Raw genomic sequence first — 15,877 nt, 5'->3', positions numbered from 1 at the left:
GCGAATGGACAACGAAAAACGTTGCACACCAGCGCTATAGCGTCTACACTCGAACATGTATTCGTGCAATCGTCTCCGGGGGTGACAATGTCTGACGAATCAATCACGCCGCAACCACGCGCCGTCGATTTGGTGGCCGAGCTGCACGCGACCCTTGACAAACTGCAGACCGTCGACTTGTCCCAGTGCACCGACGAAGAACTGATGGAAGTCGCCGCCGCTACCGAACGCGCGATCGCTCGAACCACTTACGCCGGCGACCGGCAAGTCGCCGAAATCGAGGCTCGTGATCTGCCCCGCAAGACCGGCTGCCGCACTCTGATGCAGTTCATGACCCATCGGCTGCGGATCTCCAACCCGATGCGTCGACGCAAGCAGCTGAACGCCACCGCCGCGCTGACTTGCCTCAACGGCGACCGTCTCGAACCTGAACACCCCACGCTGGCAGAGGCTTTCGCCACCGGATCCGTGGGGACCGGGCACGTCCAGGCCGCCATCGATGTCCTCGACCAGATCCCGCATGCTGTCGAACACGACGTGAAAGTCGCCGCCGAACGACAGATGGCCGAGATCGCCGAAGCCCACACGCCTGCCGAGATCACCCAGCTCGGCTCGCGGCTGCTTGCCCACCTCGATCCCGACGGCACCCTGTCCGACGACACCGACCAGAAACGACGCCGCGGCCTGTGGATCGGACGGCAACGAGCCGACGGCACCGCCAAGATCTCCGGCACCCTGACACCCGCACTCCACGCCCGGCTCACGATGATGTTCGCCGTCTGGGGCAAACCAGGACTCAACAACCCCGACGACCCCGCCTCACCCCAAGGCCCGGCCGGTACCGCCGACCCCGACGCCCTGGCGTCGGCAGCCGACCGCGACGGGCGCACTCTCGCCCAGACCAATCACGACGCGCTCGACGCCGCACTGGCCGCCGGTTTCGCCGACGGCGCACTCGGTACCTCGCACCGCGGGCTACCCGTGCAACTGATCATCAAAGCCGACCTCTCCGACCTGATCCGGGGTGCCGGACTCGCAACCACCGCCACCGGCACCCTGCTGCCCATCCGGGACCTGATCGCGATGGCCGGTGACGTCCAGCCATGGTTGGCGATCTTCAAAGACGCCACCACTGTGCCGCTGCACTTCGGACGGGGCAAACGTCTGGCCACCCGCGAACAGCGCCTCGTCTCTTTCGCCCGTCCCGACGGGGAAGTGTGTTCGGCACCCGGCTGCGATCAGCCCGCCACCCACATCGAGCTTCATCACGCCGAACGGGACTGGGCCAAGGGCGGTCTCACCGACATCGACGACCTCGCCCCGGCCTGTCCCCGTCATAACCGGATGGTCGGCGACAATCCCGGCCAGTACACCACGCACATCGAGCGCTCCGGACCTGATGAAGGCCGCTGCGTCTGGCGATTGAACGCCGAACCCGGCGCCCCACCCAATCCCGGTCGCCTGAACCGCCGACCCGACATACCGCGGCGGTTCGCAGAACACCTGAACACCGTGCGCGACGAGATCCACGGACCGACCACACAAGGGTTTCGCGGGCTCGGTCGCCGGACCCTTCGTGACGCGCCCTCCGCAAGCTCCGGGCGCTCCTCAGGGAGCAGGGGTGACGCGCTCTCCGCAAGCTCCGGGCGCTCCTCAGGGAGCAGTGCTACCGCGCCCTCCGCAAGCTCCGGGCGCTCCTCAGGGAGCAGGGGTGACGCGCCCTCCGCAAGCTCCGGGCGCTCCTCAGGGAGCAGGGGGCCCGGCGATCAAGCACGCCGCTCATGGCTGAAAACCAGCCACGTCATCGACGTCCGGCCACCACGGCGCGTGCGCAGCACCCGTCCGTCACCGGTCGAGGCCCACCTCGCGGAGCTCCTCGGCGACGACCCGCTGGTACGCAACGCAACAGGGACGTTCTTCGGACAGCCCTAGAACAACGTATTCGGCCGGACGTAGTTGGCGAGGTCGACGAGCATGAACCGGTGGTCCCGGTTGGTGCGGGTCAGGCGGGCCAGCTGGCGCAGCGAACGTTCGGTGCCGGTGCGAATGCCGTACTCGGTGAACGGGAAACCGAGCAGCGTCGAGGGCTCGTTGTCCTGCTTGGCATCGTCGGGATTGTCGTGGATCCAGCCCAGTGCGGTGCCCAGCACGATGAGCAGCATCCGGGCCTTGCGCGGTTCGGTGTCCGGGATCTGCTCGAGACGGCGTGCGGCCTCGACGATCTGCTCGCGGGTCACCTGCGAGGTGGGTCGCCCGTGCACGAGCGCGATGATCGCCGTGGCGCGCGCGGTGTTGAAGTGGCGGCTGGTGGCCGGCACCTCGTCGAGCGGCTGGATCGCGGCATCAATGTCACCGGCCGCCACGGCGAGCCGGGCCAGACCGAACGCGGCGGTCACGATGCTGTGATCGGTCAACCACAGATCGTGATAGTGATGTTGCGCAACGTCATACAGTTTGGTGATCTTCTCTGCGGACTTCGCCGGGCCCTTCTCGTCGGCGAGCCAACGGCCGATGAGTTCGGCGGTGCCGGCGACGGCGAGCTTGGGCGCGACCTCGCCCGGCATCGCGCCGAGGACCTCGTCGAAGCGTTCGTAGGCCAGTTCGGGTTCGTCGTTCATCAACGCGCAGATGCCCATGTACCACTCGACCCGCCACGAATCGCCGTGGTGGGCGCGGACTTCCTGGAGAAGGGCGAGCGCGGTGTCGACGTCGTCGAGTTGCAGATGCGCGCGGGCCTCGGCGAGATCGATCTCCCGTGACGGGTGGGCGTTCTTGACCGGCCGGCCGCCGAAGAGCGAGGCGAAACCCTCTGCCCGGGCGGTGTTGATGGAATCCAGGGTCTGTCGCGGGTCGGACAGCGCCGCCGAGGTGAGCAGGCTCGCCGCCGGGTCGAGGGGGTTGACCAGCGGGACGGGCAGGGCGTTGGCGATGTCCACCGGATCGTAGAACGCCGCCTGATCGGGGTCGAAGAAGCCATCGACCGGCGCGAGCATCAGGTCGGTGCCGAACGTCGAGCGCTGCGGGGTGAAGACCGTGGACAGCGCGGGCCGCGGGACCCCCGTGTGCACGGCGACAGTCTCGCGCAACACATTCAGCACCTGGGTGCTCATCTCCTCTGCGGAGACGAACCGATCGGCCGGGTCGGGGGCGGTGGCGCGTTGCAGGAGGCGGTAGTACGACGGATTATTCCGGAAGACAGGCGTTTTCGACGCGGCGGGCAGACCGTCGACGTAGCGTCCGTTCCGCATCTCCATCGGCACGGTCAGGACTGCGAGGGTGCGTCCGATGCTGTAGATGTCGGTCGCGATCTGCGGTCCGGTCTTCACGATCTCCGGTGCCTGGAACCCGGGCGTGCCGTACAGGTGCCCGTAGCCGTTGATCGGCGAGACCGCACCGAGGTCGATCAGCTTCACCTCGTCGCTGCCGACCATGATGTTCTCGGGTTTCACGTCGTTGTAGACCAGGCCGACCGAGTGCAGATAGCCCACGGCGAGAAGCACTTCCAGGATGTAGGCCAGGCCCTGCTCCACCGACAGCAGGGAGTTGTCCGGATCGCCCGCGGTGATCTGTTTGAGCGTCTGGCCGCCGATGTACTCCATCACGATGTAGCCGAAGCGGTCATCGTCGTCGACGTGCTCGACGAAATTGTAGATCTTGACGATCCCGGGATGGTTGACCGAGGCGAGGAACTGCCGTTCCGCGACCGCGACGCGCTGCGCCTCCGAATCCGAGGAATTCAGCAGGCCTTTGAGGACGACGGGCCGGTCGCTCACGTTGCGGTCGATGGCCAGGTAGATCCAGCCGAGGCCGCCGTGGGCGATGGCGCCGGCGATCTCGTACTGGTCGGCGACCAATGTTCCGGGAGCCAGTCCCGGGACGAAGGAATACCGGGCGCCGCAGTTGCCGCAGTCGCCGGTCGGGGGACCGGCGCCTTCGCCCTCGGCTCGACCGACGGGTTTGCCGCAGCGCCAGCAGAACCGCTTGCTGTCGGCGATCACCGGGTCGTCGATGACGGCGTCCTCGGGCTCGATGTCGGTGATCTTCGGCATCTCGACCAGGCCGCTGCCGAGCCGCCGCTCGTGCACCGGCGGCCGACGCCGCGGAACCAGACGCCGGCCGAGCGGACCGGAGTCGGGTTCCGGAAGGGGCACGGCCGGAGGTTGCCGTTCGACGCGGTCGGTCCGGTCGTCGGGGTCGACCCCCACGGTGAACACCGGTGCGACGGCCTGGGTTCCGACATCCGGGTCGGTGCGTCGGCCGGGCCGGGGGTCGGTGGTGTCGTCCATGTCGTCGGGGCCCTCGGTCAGAGCCGCCAGGTCGGCCCGCTGGGTGCCGACGTCGACCACCTTCGCGGTCGTCTCGGCGTCCTCACCACCGGGACGGCCACCGCCCGGGCCGGGACCGTCGAGGTCGGCGTCGTCGTCGCCGAGCAGGGCGTCGAGCGAGACCCGCTGGGTGCCGAGGTCGTCGCCCCGTTCGCCGTGGGTGACGTCGTCTGTGTCGTGATCGTTTCGGGCCGCGTCGTCCATGGGGATCAGTCCCGGTAGTACGGCTGGGGAGCGCCGTACCCACTGTCGAGGATGGACAGCACCGGTCCCGGATCTCCTGCCAGCGGCCGGTCACCCGGATGCGCTCGAGCACGCCGTTGACGAACCGGATCATGTCGTCCTGGCCCTTGGGAATCCCGACGCCGTAGAACTCCTCGCCGAGGCTGGGGCCGACGACCCGCAACCACGGATCCTGCGCGGCGAGACCGGCGAGGATCGCGTCGTCGGTGGTCGCCGCGTCGATCTGACCCTGCTGCATCAGGACCAGACAATCGGCCCAGGTCGTCGTGCTGACGATCTTGGCTCGGGGCTGGATGGCCTGGATACGACCGATCGAGGTGGTCCCGCGCGCGGCGCAGACCCGCTTGTCGGCGAGCTGCGCCGGACCGGTCACGTTGGAGTTCTGGAACGACAGGATGCGCTGGGACGCGACGTAATAAGGAGCCGAGAAACTGATGTCGCGCAACCGGTCGCAGGTGATGCTCATCGTCTTGATCACCAGATCGACCGTCATGTCCCGCAGGGCGTCGATCCGCTGCGCCGAGCTCAACACCTGGAACTCGACGCGGCGGTCGTCGCCGAAGATGGCGCCGGCGATCTCGTGCGCGATGTCGACGTCGAAGCCCTGGATGTCGCCGGTGATCGGATCGCGGAAGCTGAACAGGTTGGACCCGATGTCGAGCCCGACGATGAGCCGGCCCCGCTCGAGGATGCCGGCCATCGTCGAATTGATCGGCATCTGAGCAGGCGGCGGCATCTGGGCGGGCGGCCGCAGGGTCAGGGTCGCGTTGCAGGCCTCGGAACTCGGCGGCGGTTCGACGGGCACGTCGAACTGGACGCCGGGCAGCATCGGTTGCCCGGCGGTCGCCGTCGGTGGGGGTGAGTCGGGTGCGGGGAAACGCACGCAGCTGGTGGCGACGAGGCCGGTGAGCGCGAGCAGGACCACGACGGTCAGCAGGCGGCGAGGCGAGGGGACGGTCATCGGTACTCCCGGATGCGCGGGATGAGACCGCCCACGACCGCGACGCCGGCGAAGACGGTGAGCAGCAGGATGCCGGTGCCGGTGAACCCGAGGACCCGTTGCGCGGTGTTGATGTCGTCCCGGAAGGAGTTCCGGGCAGTCGTGATCGCATCGACCAGCGCGGTGTCCACCGCGGTGTAGGCGCGGGCCGAACTGTCCGGTCCGTCGCCGACGGTGTGCAGGCGCGCGAGACCGAAGTTGCCGGTCTGGATGTAGCGGCGGACCGCGGCGTCGGTGCGGCGCCACTCGGTCAGCGCCGCCGTGACCGTGTCCAGTTGTTCGCCGGTGACCGCGCTGTCGCCGTCTTCGGTGCCCTCGCGGACGTCGTCGACGATGTTGCCGATCTCGCTGGTCGCCGCGGAGAAGCTGCGCTCGAGACCGCCCTGATCACCGCGGCGGATGAGCGAGAGCGTCTCGGCCGACCGCGCCTGCTGGGTGAGGATCCGGGCGGCGGTCAGGTCGCGGAGCGGGTCGGCGCCCTCGGTGCGGGCATCGCTGGTGGCGGCCACCGACATCAGACCGGAGGCGAGCAACCACAGGGTCCCGACGCTGAGGGCGAAGATGGCCGCCACGATGCCGATGTTGAACCGCCGCCGGGTCCGCCGCGCCAGGTAGCGCGACGTCAGGACAAGCGCGGCGAGCAGGAACAGGAGCGGCGCATACACGGTCCAGGGTGGACGGGTGAGGGTCTGCTGGGGGTCGGCGATGGCCATCGATCGCCGTTCGTAGAGGCGCTGGGCGGCCGGGAGGATCTGGTCCTGCATCATCGACGACGCCTGGCCGAGATACGCCGATCCCACCGGGTTGCCGAGCCGGTTGTTCGTCCGCGCCGTCTCGATGAGTCCGCTGTAGACCGGGATCGAGGTGGACAGGGTCTCGAGATCGGCGCTGACCGCCTGCTCGGCCCGGTCCGACACCATGCCGGAACCGGGTTCGCTGGAGGTACCGGTGGCCAGGATCAGCGACGACGACGCCGTCGCCAGCGCGTCGGAGTAGCGCTGCCGCAGATCGGGGGTCTCCAGTCCGCCGGAGATGAACGCCGCGTTCGCCGACGCATCGGCGATCGACAGCGAGCTGTAGAGAACCTGCGCGGCCTCGGCGAGCGGTTCGGTCCGATCGATGAGGCGCTGCAGGGTCTGGGTGCGGTCTTCCAGGACCGTCGATGCGTACAGGCCGGTGCTCAGACAGCCGATCGCCAGGATTCCGCAGATGATGATCAGCTTGCCGGGGGTCGTGACGGCGAAGTGGCGCAGGGTCTGGAACGGGGACTGGGCGCGTTCCCGGGCGGTGGCGACGAGTTCGCGTCGGTCGGCGAGCACCTGTCGGATCGGGGGTGAGGCCTGCGCCGGACGGATCGTGCGACCGCCACGCGTCAGCGCCGTCCGCACGGAGGACGCGTCGCCGGTCACCTACCTGATCCCTTCTCAAACGCTGGATCGTCTCCGGTGCGGTCCTACGGTCACCGGTTCCCCGTTCCGGATTCGCGTGACCGGGCGATCAACGTCAGGGGTTGTGTCATCTGGGTCATCGTTCACCGGGTCGTGCGTGTTTCACCCTATGTCATCGTGCCGGGTTCCTCCCGAGTCGACCGGCGCCGCGCCGCCGACCTCGGCGGTTCGCGCGTGCCGGGTGCTCGCCGACGGCACCTCGAGGTTCCTAGCCGCGACGAGAGGGCTTCGCGGTCTCCCTGGCAGGTGTTGCGCATCTCACTTACGGTGGAGGCACCCGGTCGGGGCGACCGGGTTGCGAGGAGGCGTGGTGCGCGGCGACGGCGACGGCTGGGTGATCGATCCCGACGGTTCTCGATACTGGGGTATCCACGGCGCGGCAGGTCTGCTGCTGCGGGCGCCGCTGCCGGACGGATCGACCGGGGTGCTCCTCCAACACCGCGCCGCGTGGTCGCACCAGGGCGGCACGTGGGCGCTGCCCGGCGGGGCCCGCGACTCGCACGAGGGTGCCATCGACACCGCGATCCGCGAGGCAGAGGAGGAAGCCGGGATCACCGCCGACGACCTGCGCGTCGTCGCAGCGGTCGTCACCCTCGAGGCGCCCGGCGGATGGACCTACACGACGGTCATCGCCGAGACGGACTCGCCGGTCCGCACGGTCGCCAACTTCGAATCCACGGAACTGCGATGGGTCGACGAGAAGCGCGTCGATCAACTCCCGCTGCATCCCGCGTTCGGACTCGCGTGGCCCGTTCTCCGCGAGCGGATCGCGATGTTGGATCCCCAGAGCTGATCACCGCTCCCTAAGAGACTGCTGAAATAGTCGGTGTCGTTTCGGTGTGGGGTGAGCGGGTTTGCCTGGTGGGCTGGGATCCTGGTGGGTATGCAGGGTGAGCCGGATCGTCAGGGTGAGTTTCTGGATGTGAACTCGGTCGTCGGGCATTTGCTGGCCGAGGGCAGTGTGTTCGCGTTTTTGGCTGCTCATCGCGAGCAGTTGTTTCCTGCGGAGATGTTCGCGGACCTGTTTCCCAGCGGCCGGGGCCGTCCGTCGATCCCGCCGGCCACGATGGCGTCGGTGATCGTGCTGCAAACGCTGCAGGGTTTGTCCGATCGCGAAGCCGCTGATGCGGTCACTTTCGATCTGCGGTGGAAAGCGGCGTGTGGATTCGTGTTGGGTAACAAAGGTTTTCATCCGTCGACTCTGACGTACTGGCGTCGGCGACTGGCAGCCAGCGATCGGCCGCACCGCATTTTCGAGGTGGTACGCGAGGTCATCACCACCACCGGGGTGCTCGCGGGTAAGAGTCGTCGAGCGCTGGATTCGACGATCTTCGATGACGCGGTGGCCCGCCAGGACGCCATCACCCAGGTGATCGCGGCGATCCGGCGGGTCGCCCGAGAGGTCGACGGTGGTGCGGTGGTGGTCGAGCAGCACGCGACTCGTCTGGCCGCGTTGACCGGCGGCGGCTATGACCGGCCCGGCAAGCCGCGGATCGCCTGGGATGATGAGTGTGCTCAACAGGACCTGATCAGCGCCCTTGTCGAAGATGGGTTGGCCGTGCTCGACGGTCTGGACCTCGAGGCCATCGACAAGGAACCGAGTAACCAGGCCCAGGCGCAGGCGGTGGCATTGCTGGCATTGGTGACCGGCCAGGATGTGGAACCGGCACCAGGTTCTGATGGCACCGACGGACGCTGGCGCATCGCGCCCCGGACCGCCCCGGACCGGGTGATCTCTACCGTCGATACCGACACCCGCCACGCCCACAAAACCCGGGCACGCCAGCAGGACGGGTTCAAGGGCCACATCGTCAATGAACCGGAGACCGGGTTGGTCACCGCGATCGAGATGACCAAAGCCGCTGGTCCGGACACTTCCGACGGAGCAGTCGGGGCACGGTTGTTGCTGAGCGATCCGACCGTCGCCGACGACGCCGACGATCGTGAGGTGCTGGGTGATTCAGCGTATGCCTCCGGTGACATGCTGGCCACGCTGGCGCGGACACGATGGAACGCGGTGATCAAACCCAAGCCACACATGCCGGCGGTTGCTGGTGGTTTCGTCATCGACGATTTCACCTTCGACGCCGACGCGAACACATTGACCTGCCCCAACAACCTGACCCGACCGGTCAGCGCGAAAGGCCACGTCACCTACGGTGCGGCCTGCCAAGACTGCCCACTTCGGGCACGGTGCACCACCGCGGTTCGTGGACGCAAAATCAGTTTCGGCGAACACCACCAACTCCAGCGCGAACACCGACAACACTTCTCTGACAACACTATTGCCGACACCTACCGCCAGCATCGACCCATGGTCGAACGGACGATTGCCTGGCTCACCCGCGGTAACCGGCGGGTGCCCTACCGTGGAATCGAACGCAACAACAACTGGCTGCACCACCGCGCCGCCGCGATCAACCTACGCCGCCTGATCACCCTCGGACTGACTACCACCAACGGCACCTGGACACTGGCCACCGCCTGAACCGCGGCACCGCCGCCCCACCTAGATCGATCACCACGACCACACCCCGGAACCGACACATCCCCGCAGCAGGAACCTCAACCCAGGCTGGACCCTAATTCAGCAGGCTCCTAATCCGAGAGAATCGCATAACCCCTGCTCCCTGAGGTGCGAGGAGCGCAAGCGACGAGAGGGTCCTATAGCTTGTCAAGTGCTCCGAGGTCGGTGGTGAGGTCGCGGAACACTTCGCGGGCGATGTATCGCTTGAGGCAGCGGAGGATGTCTTTCTTCGTTTTGTGTTCGGCGGAGCGGCGTTCGACGTAGGCGCGGGTGGGGGCGTGGGATTTCATGCGTCCGACCGCGATCATGTGCAGAGCGCTGTTGGCTTGCCGGTCCCCGCCCCGGTTGAGTCGGTGGCGGCTGGTTTTGCCTGAGGATGCCGGTAACGGTGCGGCGCCGACGAGTTTGGCGAACCGTGCCTCGGTGCCCATCCGCTCGACGTTGTCACCGGCGGTGATCACCAGGCGTGCGGCGGTGATCGGCCCGATCTGCGGGCGCGACAACAAGGTCGGCACCACCTTCACCAACAGTCGCTGCAGTTCGCGGGCCAAGGACCGGACTTCTTGTTGGGCGAGTCGGTGTCGGTCGAGCAGCGACCGCGCCGCGCGCACGAACGCCGCGGCCGGCGCGGACAGATCAGCTTTCTCGGCCGGTACCGGCAAGTCTGTGATGAACGCTGCCCGCTTGGCGATGGTGCGTGCCTGGCGCGCGTCATCGGCGAACTCGGCCGGCGCGGTGGTACACAGGTCACGGATCTGGTTACCGATCCGGGTGGCCTCTGCGACGGCCGAAGCCCTTGCCACGGTGAGCATCCGAACAGATTCGACCGCGCCTCGGGTGTCTTTGGCCACCGCGGTGGCGCGGCCGGTGATGACTGCCATCGCCGCGGCGTAGGCATCGAGTTGATCGGTCTTACCGTGGGCGTAGCGGCGCGGCAGATCGGGGGTGTTGACCTCGATCACTCGCACCCCTTCAGCGGTGAGCATGCGGGTCAACCCGGCCCCATAGGAGGCGCTCGATTCCACCGCGGCATCCTCGACGCGGCCGAAGCCACACGCCCACTGCCACAACTGGGTGTAGCCGGCGGTGGTGGTCGGGAACTCGCGATCGGCCAGCGGGCGGCCGTCGGTGGCGACGATCGCGGCGTGATGGGTCTGTTGATGGGTGTCGACTCCGAGTACGACCACTTGCGTGGTCACTGTTGTCTCAGCCATTCTGGCGATGTCTCCTTCACTGCGGTGTGGGATGACCTCACCGGGGCGGGTGGACAGGACAGTGAAGAGTCACGGCCTACCAGCCAGACAGGGTCCTAATCAGGTCACACCCGCCCCGGCCCTCAAGGTCACTTGGTGCAGGTGATCGACCGAAGTTCTGGGCCGACACATCTCGCCCATGACAGCACCGTCAGCCACGAAGTAAGTCAGACCCAAACCCGGTCAACCACCCACACCCATTCTCACTGCCACGAAGGGCTGGCGACCCATCTCGCCAGGACCCTTCGTGACGGCCTCCGCAAGCTCCGGCCTCCTCAGGGAGCAGAGGTTTTTTCGAAGTCCACGACGGCCGCGAGGCCGCAGATACTGAGGGCCAGGGTCACACCCCGGCGTCCAGCAGTCGGTTCGCCCCGGCGACCAGCGCGTGGACGTTCGCCTCGTCGCTGCTCGCGCCCTCGCCGACGGCCCAGGCCTGCCGGCCGTCGTGCTCGCACAGCAGGAACGTCGTGACCAGGCCGTCGACGACCCGCTGGTGCAGCCGGACGATCTGAACCGGGGCGCCGACGTCGTACAGGATCGAGGTCATCGCACCGACGGGGCCGGCGGCGACGGCGCTGCGGGACATGATGCGGTCGGCGATCGCGAGCGTCGCGCGGCACTCGATCAGGTCGCCCGAGCACGGAACGGCAGAGAAGGAGCCCAGCCGGATCGTGCCGCCACGGGAGTACTCGTCGGTGAATTCCTGCCAGGTCATCCCGGCGGCCTCCTCGTGCATCCCGGGGGGAAGCGGGCGGCCGAAACGTGCGGCGAAGTGGTCGCCGCCGTGCCGGTCGTCGCGCTCGGTCCACGAACAGGATCGACGAGGTAGATGAAGAGGGTGCATCTCGAAAACCGATTTCGGTCGAAGAACGGATGACCGACTGGAGAGCGCAACCGACCCGCAGCGGGGGGTCGGTCAGATTCAGACCCCGCTGCGGCGGGTTACGAGAACGCTCGTGATGCACAACATGATCGGTCCACCATAGACCCGCGACACCGACCGGGCAAACGTGTTTCCGCCGGGGGAACCGCTAGAGCATCCCGGCGAGATCGGTGGCTGCGGCGGTCGGGTCGGCGGCCGCGGTGATGGCCCGCACGACGACGATGCGCCGCGCCCCGAGCGCGGTGACCTCCCCGACGCGGCCGGCATCGATACCGCCGATGGCGAACCACGGCTTGGCTGATTGTGTTGCGGCCGTTGAGGACACGAGGTCGAGGCCGGCTGCGGCGCGGCCCGGTTTGGTGGGGGTGGTCCAGCACGGACCGACGCAGAAGTAGTCGACGTCGTCGTCGGCGATCGCGGCGGCAGCCTGCTCGGGGTCGTGGGTCGAGGCGCCGATGACGACGTCCGGTCCGACGATCCGGCGGGCCGCCGACGGCGACAGGTCGCCCTGTCCGACGTGCAGGACATCGGCCCCGGAAAGCGCCGCGACGTCGGCGCGGTCGTTGACCGCCAGCAGGGCACCGTGCGCGTCGGCGACCGTCCGCATGCCCGCGAGGATCTCGAGTTCCTCGCCCGCCTCCAGGGTCCCGAACTCGCGCTCACCCGGCGAGTTCTTGTCGCGCAGCTGCACGATGTCGACGCCGCCCGCGAGCGCCGCGTCGACGAAGTCGAGCAGATCACCGCGTTCGCGCCGGGCGTCGGTGCACAGGTACAGGCGGGCCGTGGAGAGCCGCCGGCGACGGTCCGTCGCGGAGCCGGGGTCCGTCGACGCGGAGCTGGTGCGGTTCGGGGTCGTCACGCCGACCAGGCTAACCGGACCCCCGACGCCCCGGCGTAGGGTGGATCGCACGAACACACGGGAGTCCGGATCGGCCGGGCTGAGAGTGCGGACAGATTCCGCTGACCGTCGAACCTGATCCGGGTCATTCCGGCGAAGGAAGGTGATTCCCAGCGTGGACTCCCCACCGCAGCGCCCTGCCCACCGCGCCCTGACTGTCGTCGGGGGCGGTGTCATCGGGCTGACCTGTGCGCTCACCGCGGCCGACGCCGGATGGCGGGTTCGCGTCCTCGACGCCGGCACCGACGAGCGCGCGTCCTGGGTCGCCGGCGGCATGCTCGGTTCACTCGGCGAGGGTCATCCCGGCGAGGACGCGTCCCTGGCCCTCTCGGTCGAATCGGTCCGGCTGTGGCCGGCGCTCGTGAAGCGGCTCGACGACCCGGGCGTCGTCACCGCCACCGACTCGCTGTTCGTCGCGGCATCGGCCACCGACATCGAATACCTGCGGCATCTCGCCGACTTCGTCTGGGCCGGGCAGCCCGCCACCGATGCCGCGCTGCAGCCGGTGACCGGCCGCGACATCCGGACCCTGGAACCGTCGCTGAGCTCTCGACTGGTCGGTGGCTACCGCGCGATCGGCGAGTGGTCCGTCGACAACCGGCGGCTGCTCGAGGCGTTGCGCGCCGCCACGACGTCGGCGGGTGCCGAGTTGGTCTCCGCGCGTGTCGAATCCCTGGCCGATCTCGACGACCTCGGTTCCGACACCCAGATCCTGCTCGCCGCCGGACTCGGCACCGCGGCCCTCTGGCCGGACGTGGACCTGCATGCGGCGAAGGGGGAGATCCTCCGTCTGCGCCGCACGCGCTGGTCGGTGCCGCCGCCCGGTCACGTCGTCCGGGCACGCCTCCACGGGCGGGCCGTGTACCTGGTGCCGCGCGAGGACGGAGTCGTCGTCGGCGCCACCCAGTACGAGGCCGAGGGGACGGCCGACCGCGCGCCACAGGCCGGTGGGGTCGCGGATCTGCTCGCCGACGCGATCGAGGTCTTCCCCGGGCTGCGGACCTACGAACTGACCGAAGCGGGGGCCGGTCTGCGGCCGTGCACCGCGGACGGATTGCCGATCGTCACCCGTGTGGACACACGAACGGTCGTGGCGACCGGGCACGGGCGCAACGGGATCGTCCTCGCCCCGGGCACCGCCGCCCGCGTGTTGTCGATTCTGGAAGGAGCAGAGGAATGAGTATCACCGCGAACATCACCGTCAATGGCAAGAGCGTCGATGTCGGCGCCGACACGTCGGTGCGCGACGTCGTCATGGGGCTGGGGTTGCCGGACCGGGGGATCGCGGTCGCGGTGGACGGCGCGGTCGTCCCGCGCGGCCGCTGGGACCGGCACACGATGACCGACGGTGCCGTCGTCGAGATCGTCACGGCGGTGCAGGGTGGCTGACCTCGCCGATCTGAAGCCCGACGCCTCGCGGACCGAGCAGAGGTCCGGCGACGAGACGATCCCGGATGCGGACCATCTGCGCATCGCCGGTCGCGACTTCTCGTCGCGACTCATCACCGGCACCGGCGGCGCGTCGAATCTCGCGACCCTGGAACGCGCGCTGGTCGCGTCGGGGACCGAGCTGACCACCGTCGCGGTTCGGCGCGTCGACGCGGCCTCGGGCACCGGGGTCTTCGATCTGCTGCGCCGGCTCGACATCGCCGTCCTGCCCAACACCGCGGGCTGTCACACCACCGCCGAGGCGGTCCTGACCGCCCAACTGGCGCGCGAGGCGTTCGAGACCGACTGGGTGAAGCTCGAGGTGGTCGCCGACGAACGCACCCTGATGCCCGACGCCATCGAGCTCGTCGACGCCGCGGCCGCACTGGTGGCCGACGGTTTCGTCGTGCTGGCCTACACGAACGACGATCCGGTCCTGGCGGCGCGACTCGCCGATCTCGGGGTGGCGGCGGTGATGCCCCTCGGATCGCCCATCGGGACCGGACTCGGAATCCTCAACCCGCACAACATCGAGATGATCGTCGACGACTGCCACACCCGCTTCGACGACCCGCTGCCGGTCATTCTCGACGCGGGCATCGGGACGGCGAGCGACGCGGCCCTGGCCATGGAACTCGGTTGCGACGGCGTGCTTCTGGCCACGGCGGTGACCCGGGCGGAGAACCCTGAACTGATGGCGACGGCGATGCGGCACGCGGTGGCCGGGGGCCGACTGGCCGCGCGTGCGGGCCGGATCCCCAAGCGTTTCTGGGCGCACGCGTCCTCGCCCGGGCGCGACCGGGACTGACGCGCGGTCCCGCGGCAGGCCGTCCGAATGACAGACCGGGCCGCTCGGGGTTCGGCGGCTATGGTCGAGTCGTGTTGCAGGTAGCGAATCTGACGAAGGACTTCGGCGGTCAACGCGCGGTCGACGACCTCACCTTCGAGGTGGGGCCGGGACGGGTCACCGGTTTCCTGGGGCCCAACGGTGCGGGCAAGTCGACGACCATGCGGATGATGCTCGGACTCGACCGCCCGACATCGGGCACGGCGACGATCAACGGGCAGCGCTACCGGGACCTCGAGCATCCGCTGCGGCAGGTCGGTGCGCTGCTCGACGCCCGGTGGGTGCATCCCAATCGCAGTGCGCGGTCCCACCTGCGGTGGCTCGCGGCGAGCAACCGGATTCCGGCCGCCCGCGTCGACGTGGTGCTCGAGACGGTCGGGCTCACCTCGGTGGCCAAGAAGCGCGCCGGCGGCTTCTCGCTCGGTATGTCGCAGCGGCTCGGGCTGGCGGGTGCCCTGATCGGCGACCCGCACACGCTGCTGTTCGACGAGCCGGTCAACGGCCTCGACCCGGAGGGCATCGTGTGGATCCGCGGGTTCATGCGTAAGCTCGCCGCGGAAGGGCGGACGGTGTTGGTGTCGAGCCATCTGCTCACCGAGATGTCGCTCACCGCAGACCATCTCGTCGTCATCGGGCGGGGCCGGCTGATCGCCGACTGTTCGGTGGCGGAGTTCACCGGGCGGGCCCGGCAGTCGGTGCGGGTGCGCGGCCCGCAGCTCGAACAGTTGCACGCCGCGCTCGCGGCGGCGGGGCTGAATCCCGCGCCGGGCGACCCGGATGCCCACGGGCGCCCGGTGATGCGCGTGCCGGACACCACGACCGATCGGGTCGGCGACCTCGCCGCCGCCGCGGGCATCACCCTGCACGAACTCGCCGCCGAGTCGGCGTCACTGGAAGAGGTCTTCATGTCGATGACGGCGCACGCCGTCGACTACACCGCCGTCGACAACCGCGCCGTCCACGACCCCGACGTCCACAACCCCGACGCCCACAACCGGGCCGTCGGGAACCACGGGGAGTGAACC

General features: G+C 68.7%; 12 protein-coding genes, 1 pseudogene and 1 riboswitch. Of the genes and pseudogenes, 7 read left to right on the top strand and 6 right to left on the bottom strand.

The features are described from left to right. Positions 1–87: 87 nt before the first annotated feature. Positions 88–1,932, top strand: coding sequence for an HNH endonuclease signature motif containing protein (locus MVF96_RS21580; protein WP_247450416.1), 1,845 nt, complete (start codon positions 88–90; stop codon positions 1,930–1,932). On the opposite strand, the gene MVF96_RS21575 is transcribed toward MVF96_RS21580, so the two are convergent. The 3 genes and pseudogenes from MVF96_RS21575 to MVF96_RS21565 all read right to left on the bottom strand — a co-directional run bounded on the left by MVF96_RS21575 (position 1,929) and on the right by MVF96_RS21565 (position 6,977). Further along, positions 1,929–4,529, bottom strand: coding sequence for a serine/threonine-protein kinase (locus tag MVF96_RS21575; protein WP_247450414.1), 2,601 nt, complete (start codon positions 4,527–4,529; stop codon positions 1,929–1,931). The two genes, MVF96_RS21580 and MVF96_RS21575, sit on opposite strands and share 4 nt — an antisense overlap. 5 nt (positions 4,530–4,534) lie before the next feature. Beyond that, positions 4,535–5,529: pseudogene (locus MVF96_RS21570) on the bottom strand (glutamate ABC transporter substrate-binding protein). Then, complete coding sequence (locus MVF96_RS21565) at positions 5,526–6,977, bottom strand: hypothetical protein (RefSeq protein WP_247450412.1); 1,452 nt, start codon at positions 6,975–6,977, stop codon at positions 5,526–5,528. The pseudogene MVF96_RS21570 and the gene MVF96_RS21565 overlap by 4 nt, the downstream one beginning before the upstream one ends. A 349-nt stretch (positions 6,978–7,326) precedes the next feature. On the opposite strand from MVF96_RS21565, the gene MVF96_RS21560 reads away from it, so the two are divergent. Further along, a complete protein-coding gene (locus MVF96_RS21560) occupies positions 7,327–7,809 on the top strand; it encodes an NUDIX hydrolase (RefSeq protein WP_058249916.1) in 483 nt (160 codons plus the stop codon). A gap of 90 nt (positions 7,810–7,899) precedes the next feature. Continuing rightward, complete coding sequence (locus tag MVF96_RS21555) at positions 7,900–9,504, top strand: IS1182 family transposase (protein WP_247452153.1); 1,605 nt, start codon at positions 7,900–7,902, stop codon at positions 9,502–9,504. Between the two features lie 176 nt (positions 9,505–9,680). Here MVF96_RS21555 and MVF96_RS21550 read toward each other — a convergent pair whose 3' ends face one another. The 3 genes from MVF96_RS21550 to thiE form a co-directional block, all read right to left on the bottom strand. Next, on the bottom strand, positions 9,681–10,757 hold the full coding sequence (locus tag MVF96_RS21550) for an IS110 family RNA-guided transposase (protein WP_247450410.1): 1,077 nt from the start codon (positions 10,755–10,757) through the stop codon (positions 9,681–9,683). A gap of 379 nt (positions 10,758–11,136) precedes the next feature. Further along, positions 11,137–11,511: a hypothetical protein gene (locus MVF96_RS21545; RefSeq protein ID WP_247450408.1), complete on the bottom strand. Its 375-nt coding sequence runs from the start codon at positions 11,509–11,511 to the stop codon at positions 11,137–11,139. A 316-nt stretch (positions 11,512–11,827) separates the two neighbouring features. Then, the gene (gene thiE, locus MVF96_RS21540; RefSeq protein WP_247450406.1) at positions 11,828–12,538 is read right to left on the bottom strand and encodes a thiamine phosphate synthase; all 711 of its coding nucleotides are present in this window, start codon (positions 12,536–12,538) and stop codon (positions 11,828–11,830) included. A gap of 47 nt (positions 12,539–12,585) precedes the next feature. After that, a riboswitch (TPP riboswitch) is annotated at positions 12,586–12,697 on the top strand. Between thiE and thiO the strand changes: the two genes are divergently transcribed. The 4 genes from thiO (at position 12,693) to MVF96_RS21520 (ending at position 15,874) form a co-directional block, all read left to right on the top strand. Next, positions 12,693–13,757 (top strand): glycine oxidase ThiO, encoded by a 1,065-nt coding sequence (gene thiO, locus MVF96_RS21535; protein ID WP_247450404.1) that lies wholly within the window; start codon positions 12,693–12,695, stop codon positions 13,755–13,757. Its footprint overlaps the riboswitch before it by 5 nt. After that, a complete protein-coding gene (thiS, locus tag MVF96_RS21530; RefSeq protein ID WP_078114135.1) occupies positions 13,754–13,966 on the top strand; it encodes a sulfur carrier protein ThiS in 213 nt (70 codons plus the stop codon). Before thiO ends, thiS begins: the two co-directional genes overlap by 4 nt. A gap of 58 nt (positions 13,967–14,024) precedes the next feature. Further along, on the top strand, positions 14,025–14,813 hold the full coding sequence (gene thiG, locus MVF96_RS21525; RefSeq protein WP_068970961.1) for a thiazole synthase: 789 nt from the start codon (positions 14,025–14,027) through the stop codon (positions 14,811–14,813). Positions 14,814–14,884: 71 nt separating this feature from the next. Beyond that, positions 14,885–15,874 (top strand): ABC transporter ATP-binding protein, encoded by a 990-nt coding sequence (locus MVF96_RS21520; RefSeq protein ID WP_247450402.1) that lies wholly within the window; start codon positions 14,885–14,887, stop codon positions 15,872–15,874. The last annotated feature ends 3 nt before the right edge of the window (positions 15,875–15,877 follow it).

The organism is Gordonia hongkongensis (assembly GCF_023078355.1).
In the GTDB taxonomy this organism is placed as follows: Bacteria; Actinomycetota; Actinomycetes; order Mycobacteriales; family Mycobacteriaceae; genus Gordonia; species Gordonia hongkongensis.
This window is presented reverse-complemented; position numbering and strand designations above follow the sequence as displayed.

What these genes read in the sequence shown, in the direction of transcription:
- thiS (WP_078114135.1), top strand. Translation starts at nt 13,754, where the DNA reads ATGAGTATCACCGCGAACATCACCGTCAATGGCAAGAGCGTCGATGTC.
- MVF96_RS21555 (WP_247452153.1), top strand. Translation starts at nt 7,900, where the DNA reads ATGCAGGGTGAGCCGGATCGTCAGGGTGAGTTTCTGGATGTGAACTCG.
- MVF96_RS21545 (WP_247450408.1), bottom strand. Translation starts at nt 11,511, where the DNA reads ATGACCTGGCAGGAATTCACCGACGAGTACTCCCGTGGCGGCACGATC.
- MVF96_RS21580 (WP_247450416.1), top strand. Translation starts at nt 88, where the DNA reads ATGTCTGACGAATCAATCACGCCGCAACCACGCGCCGTCGATTTGGTG.
- MVF96_RS21550 (WP_247450410.1), bottom strand. Translation starts at nt 10,757, where the DNA reads ATGGCTGAGACAACAGTGACCACGCAAGTGGTCGTACTCGGAGTCGAC.
- MVF96_RS21575 (WP_247450414.1), bottom strand. Translation starts at nt 4,529, where the DNA reads ATGGACGACGCGGCCCGAAACGATCACGACACAGACGACGTCACCCAC.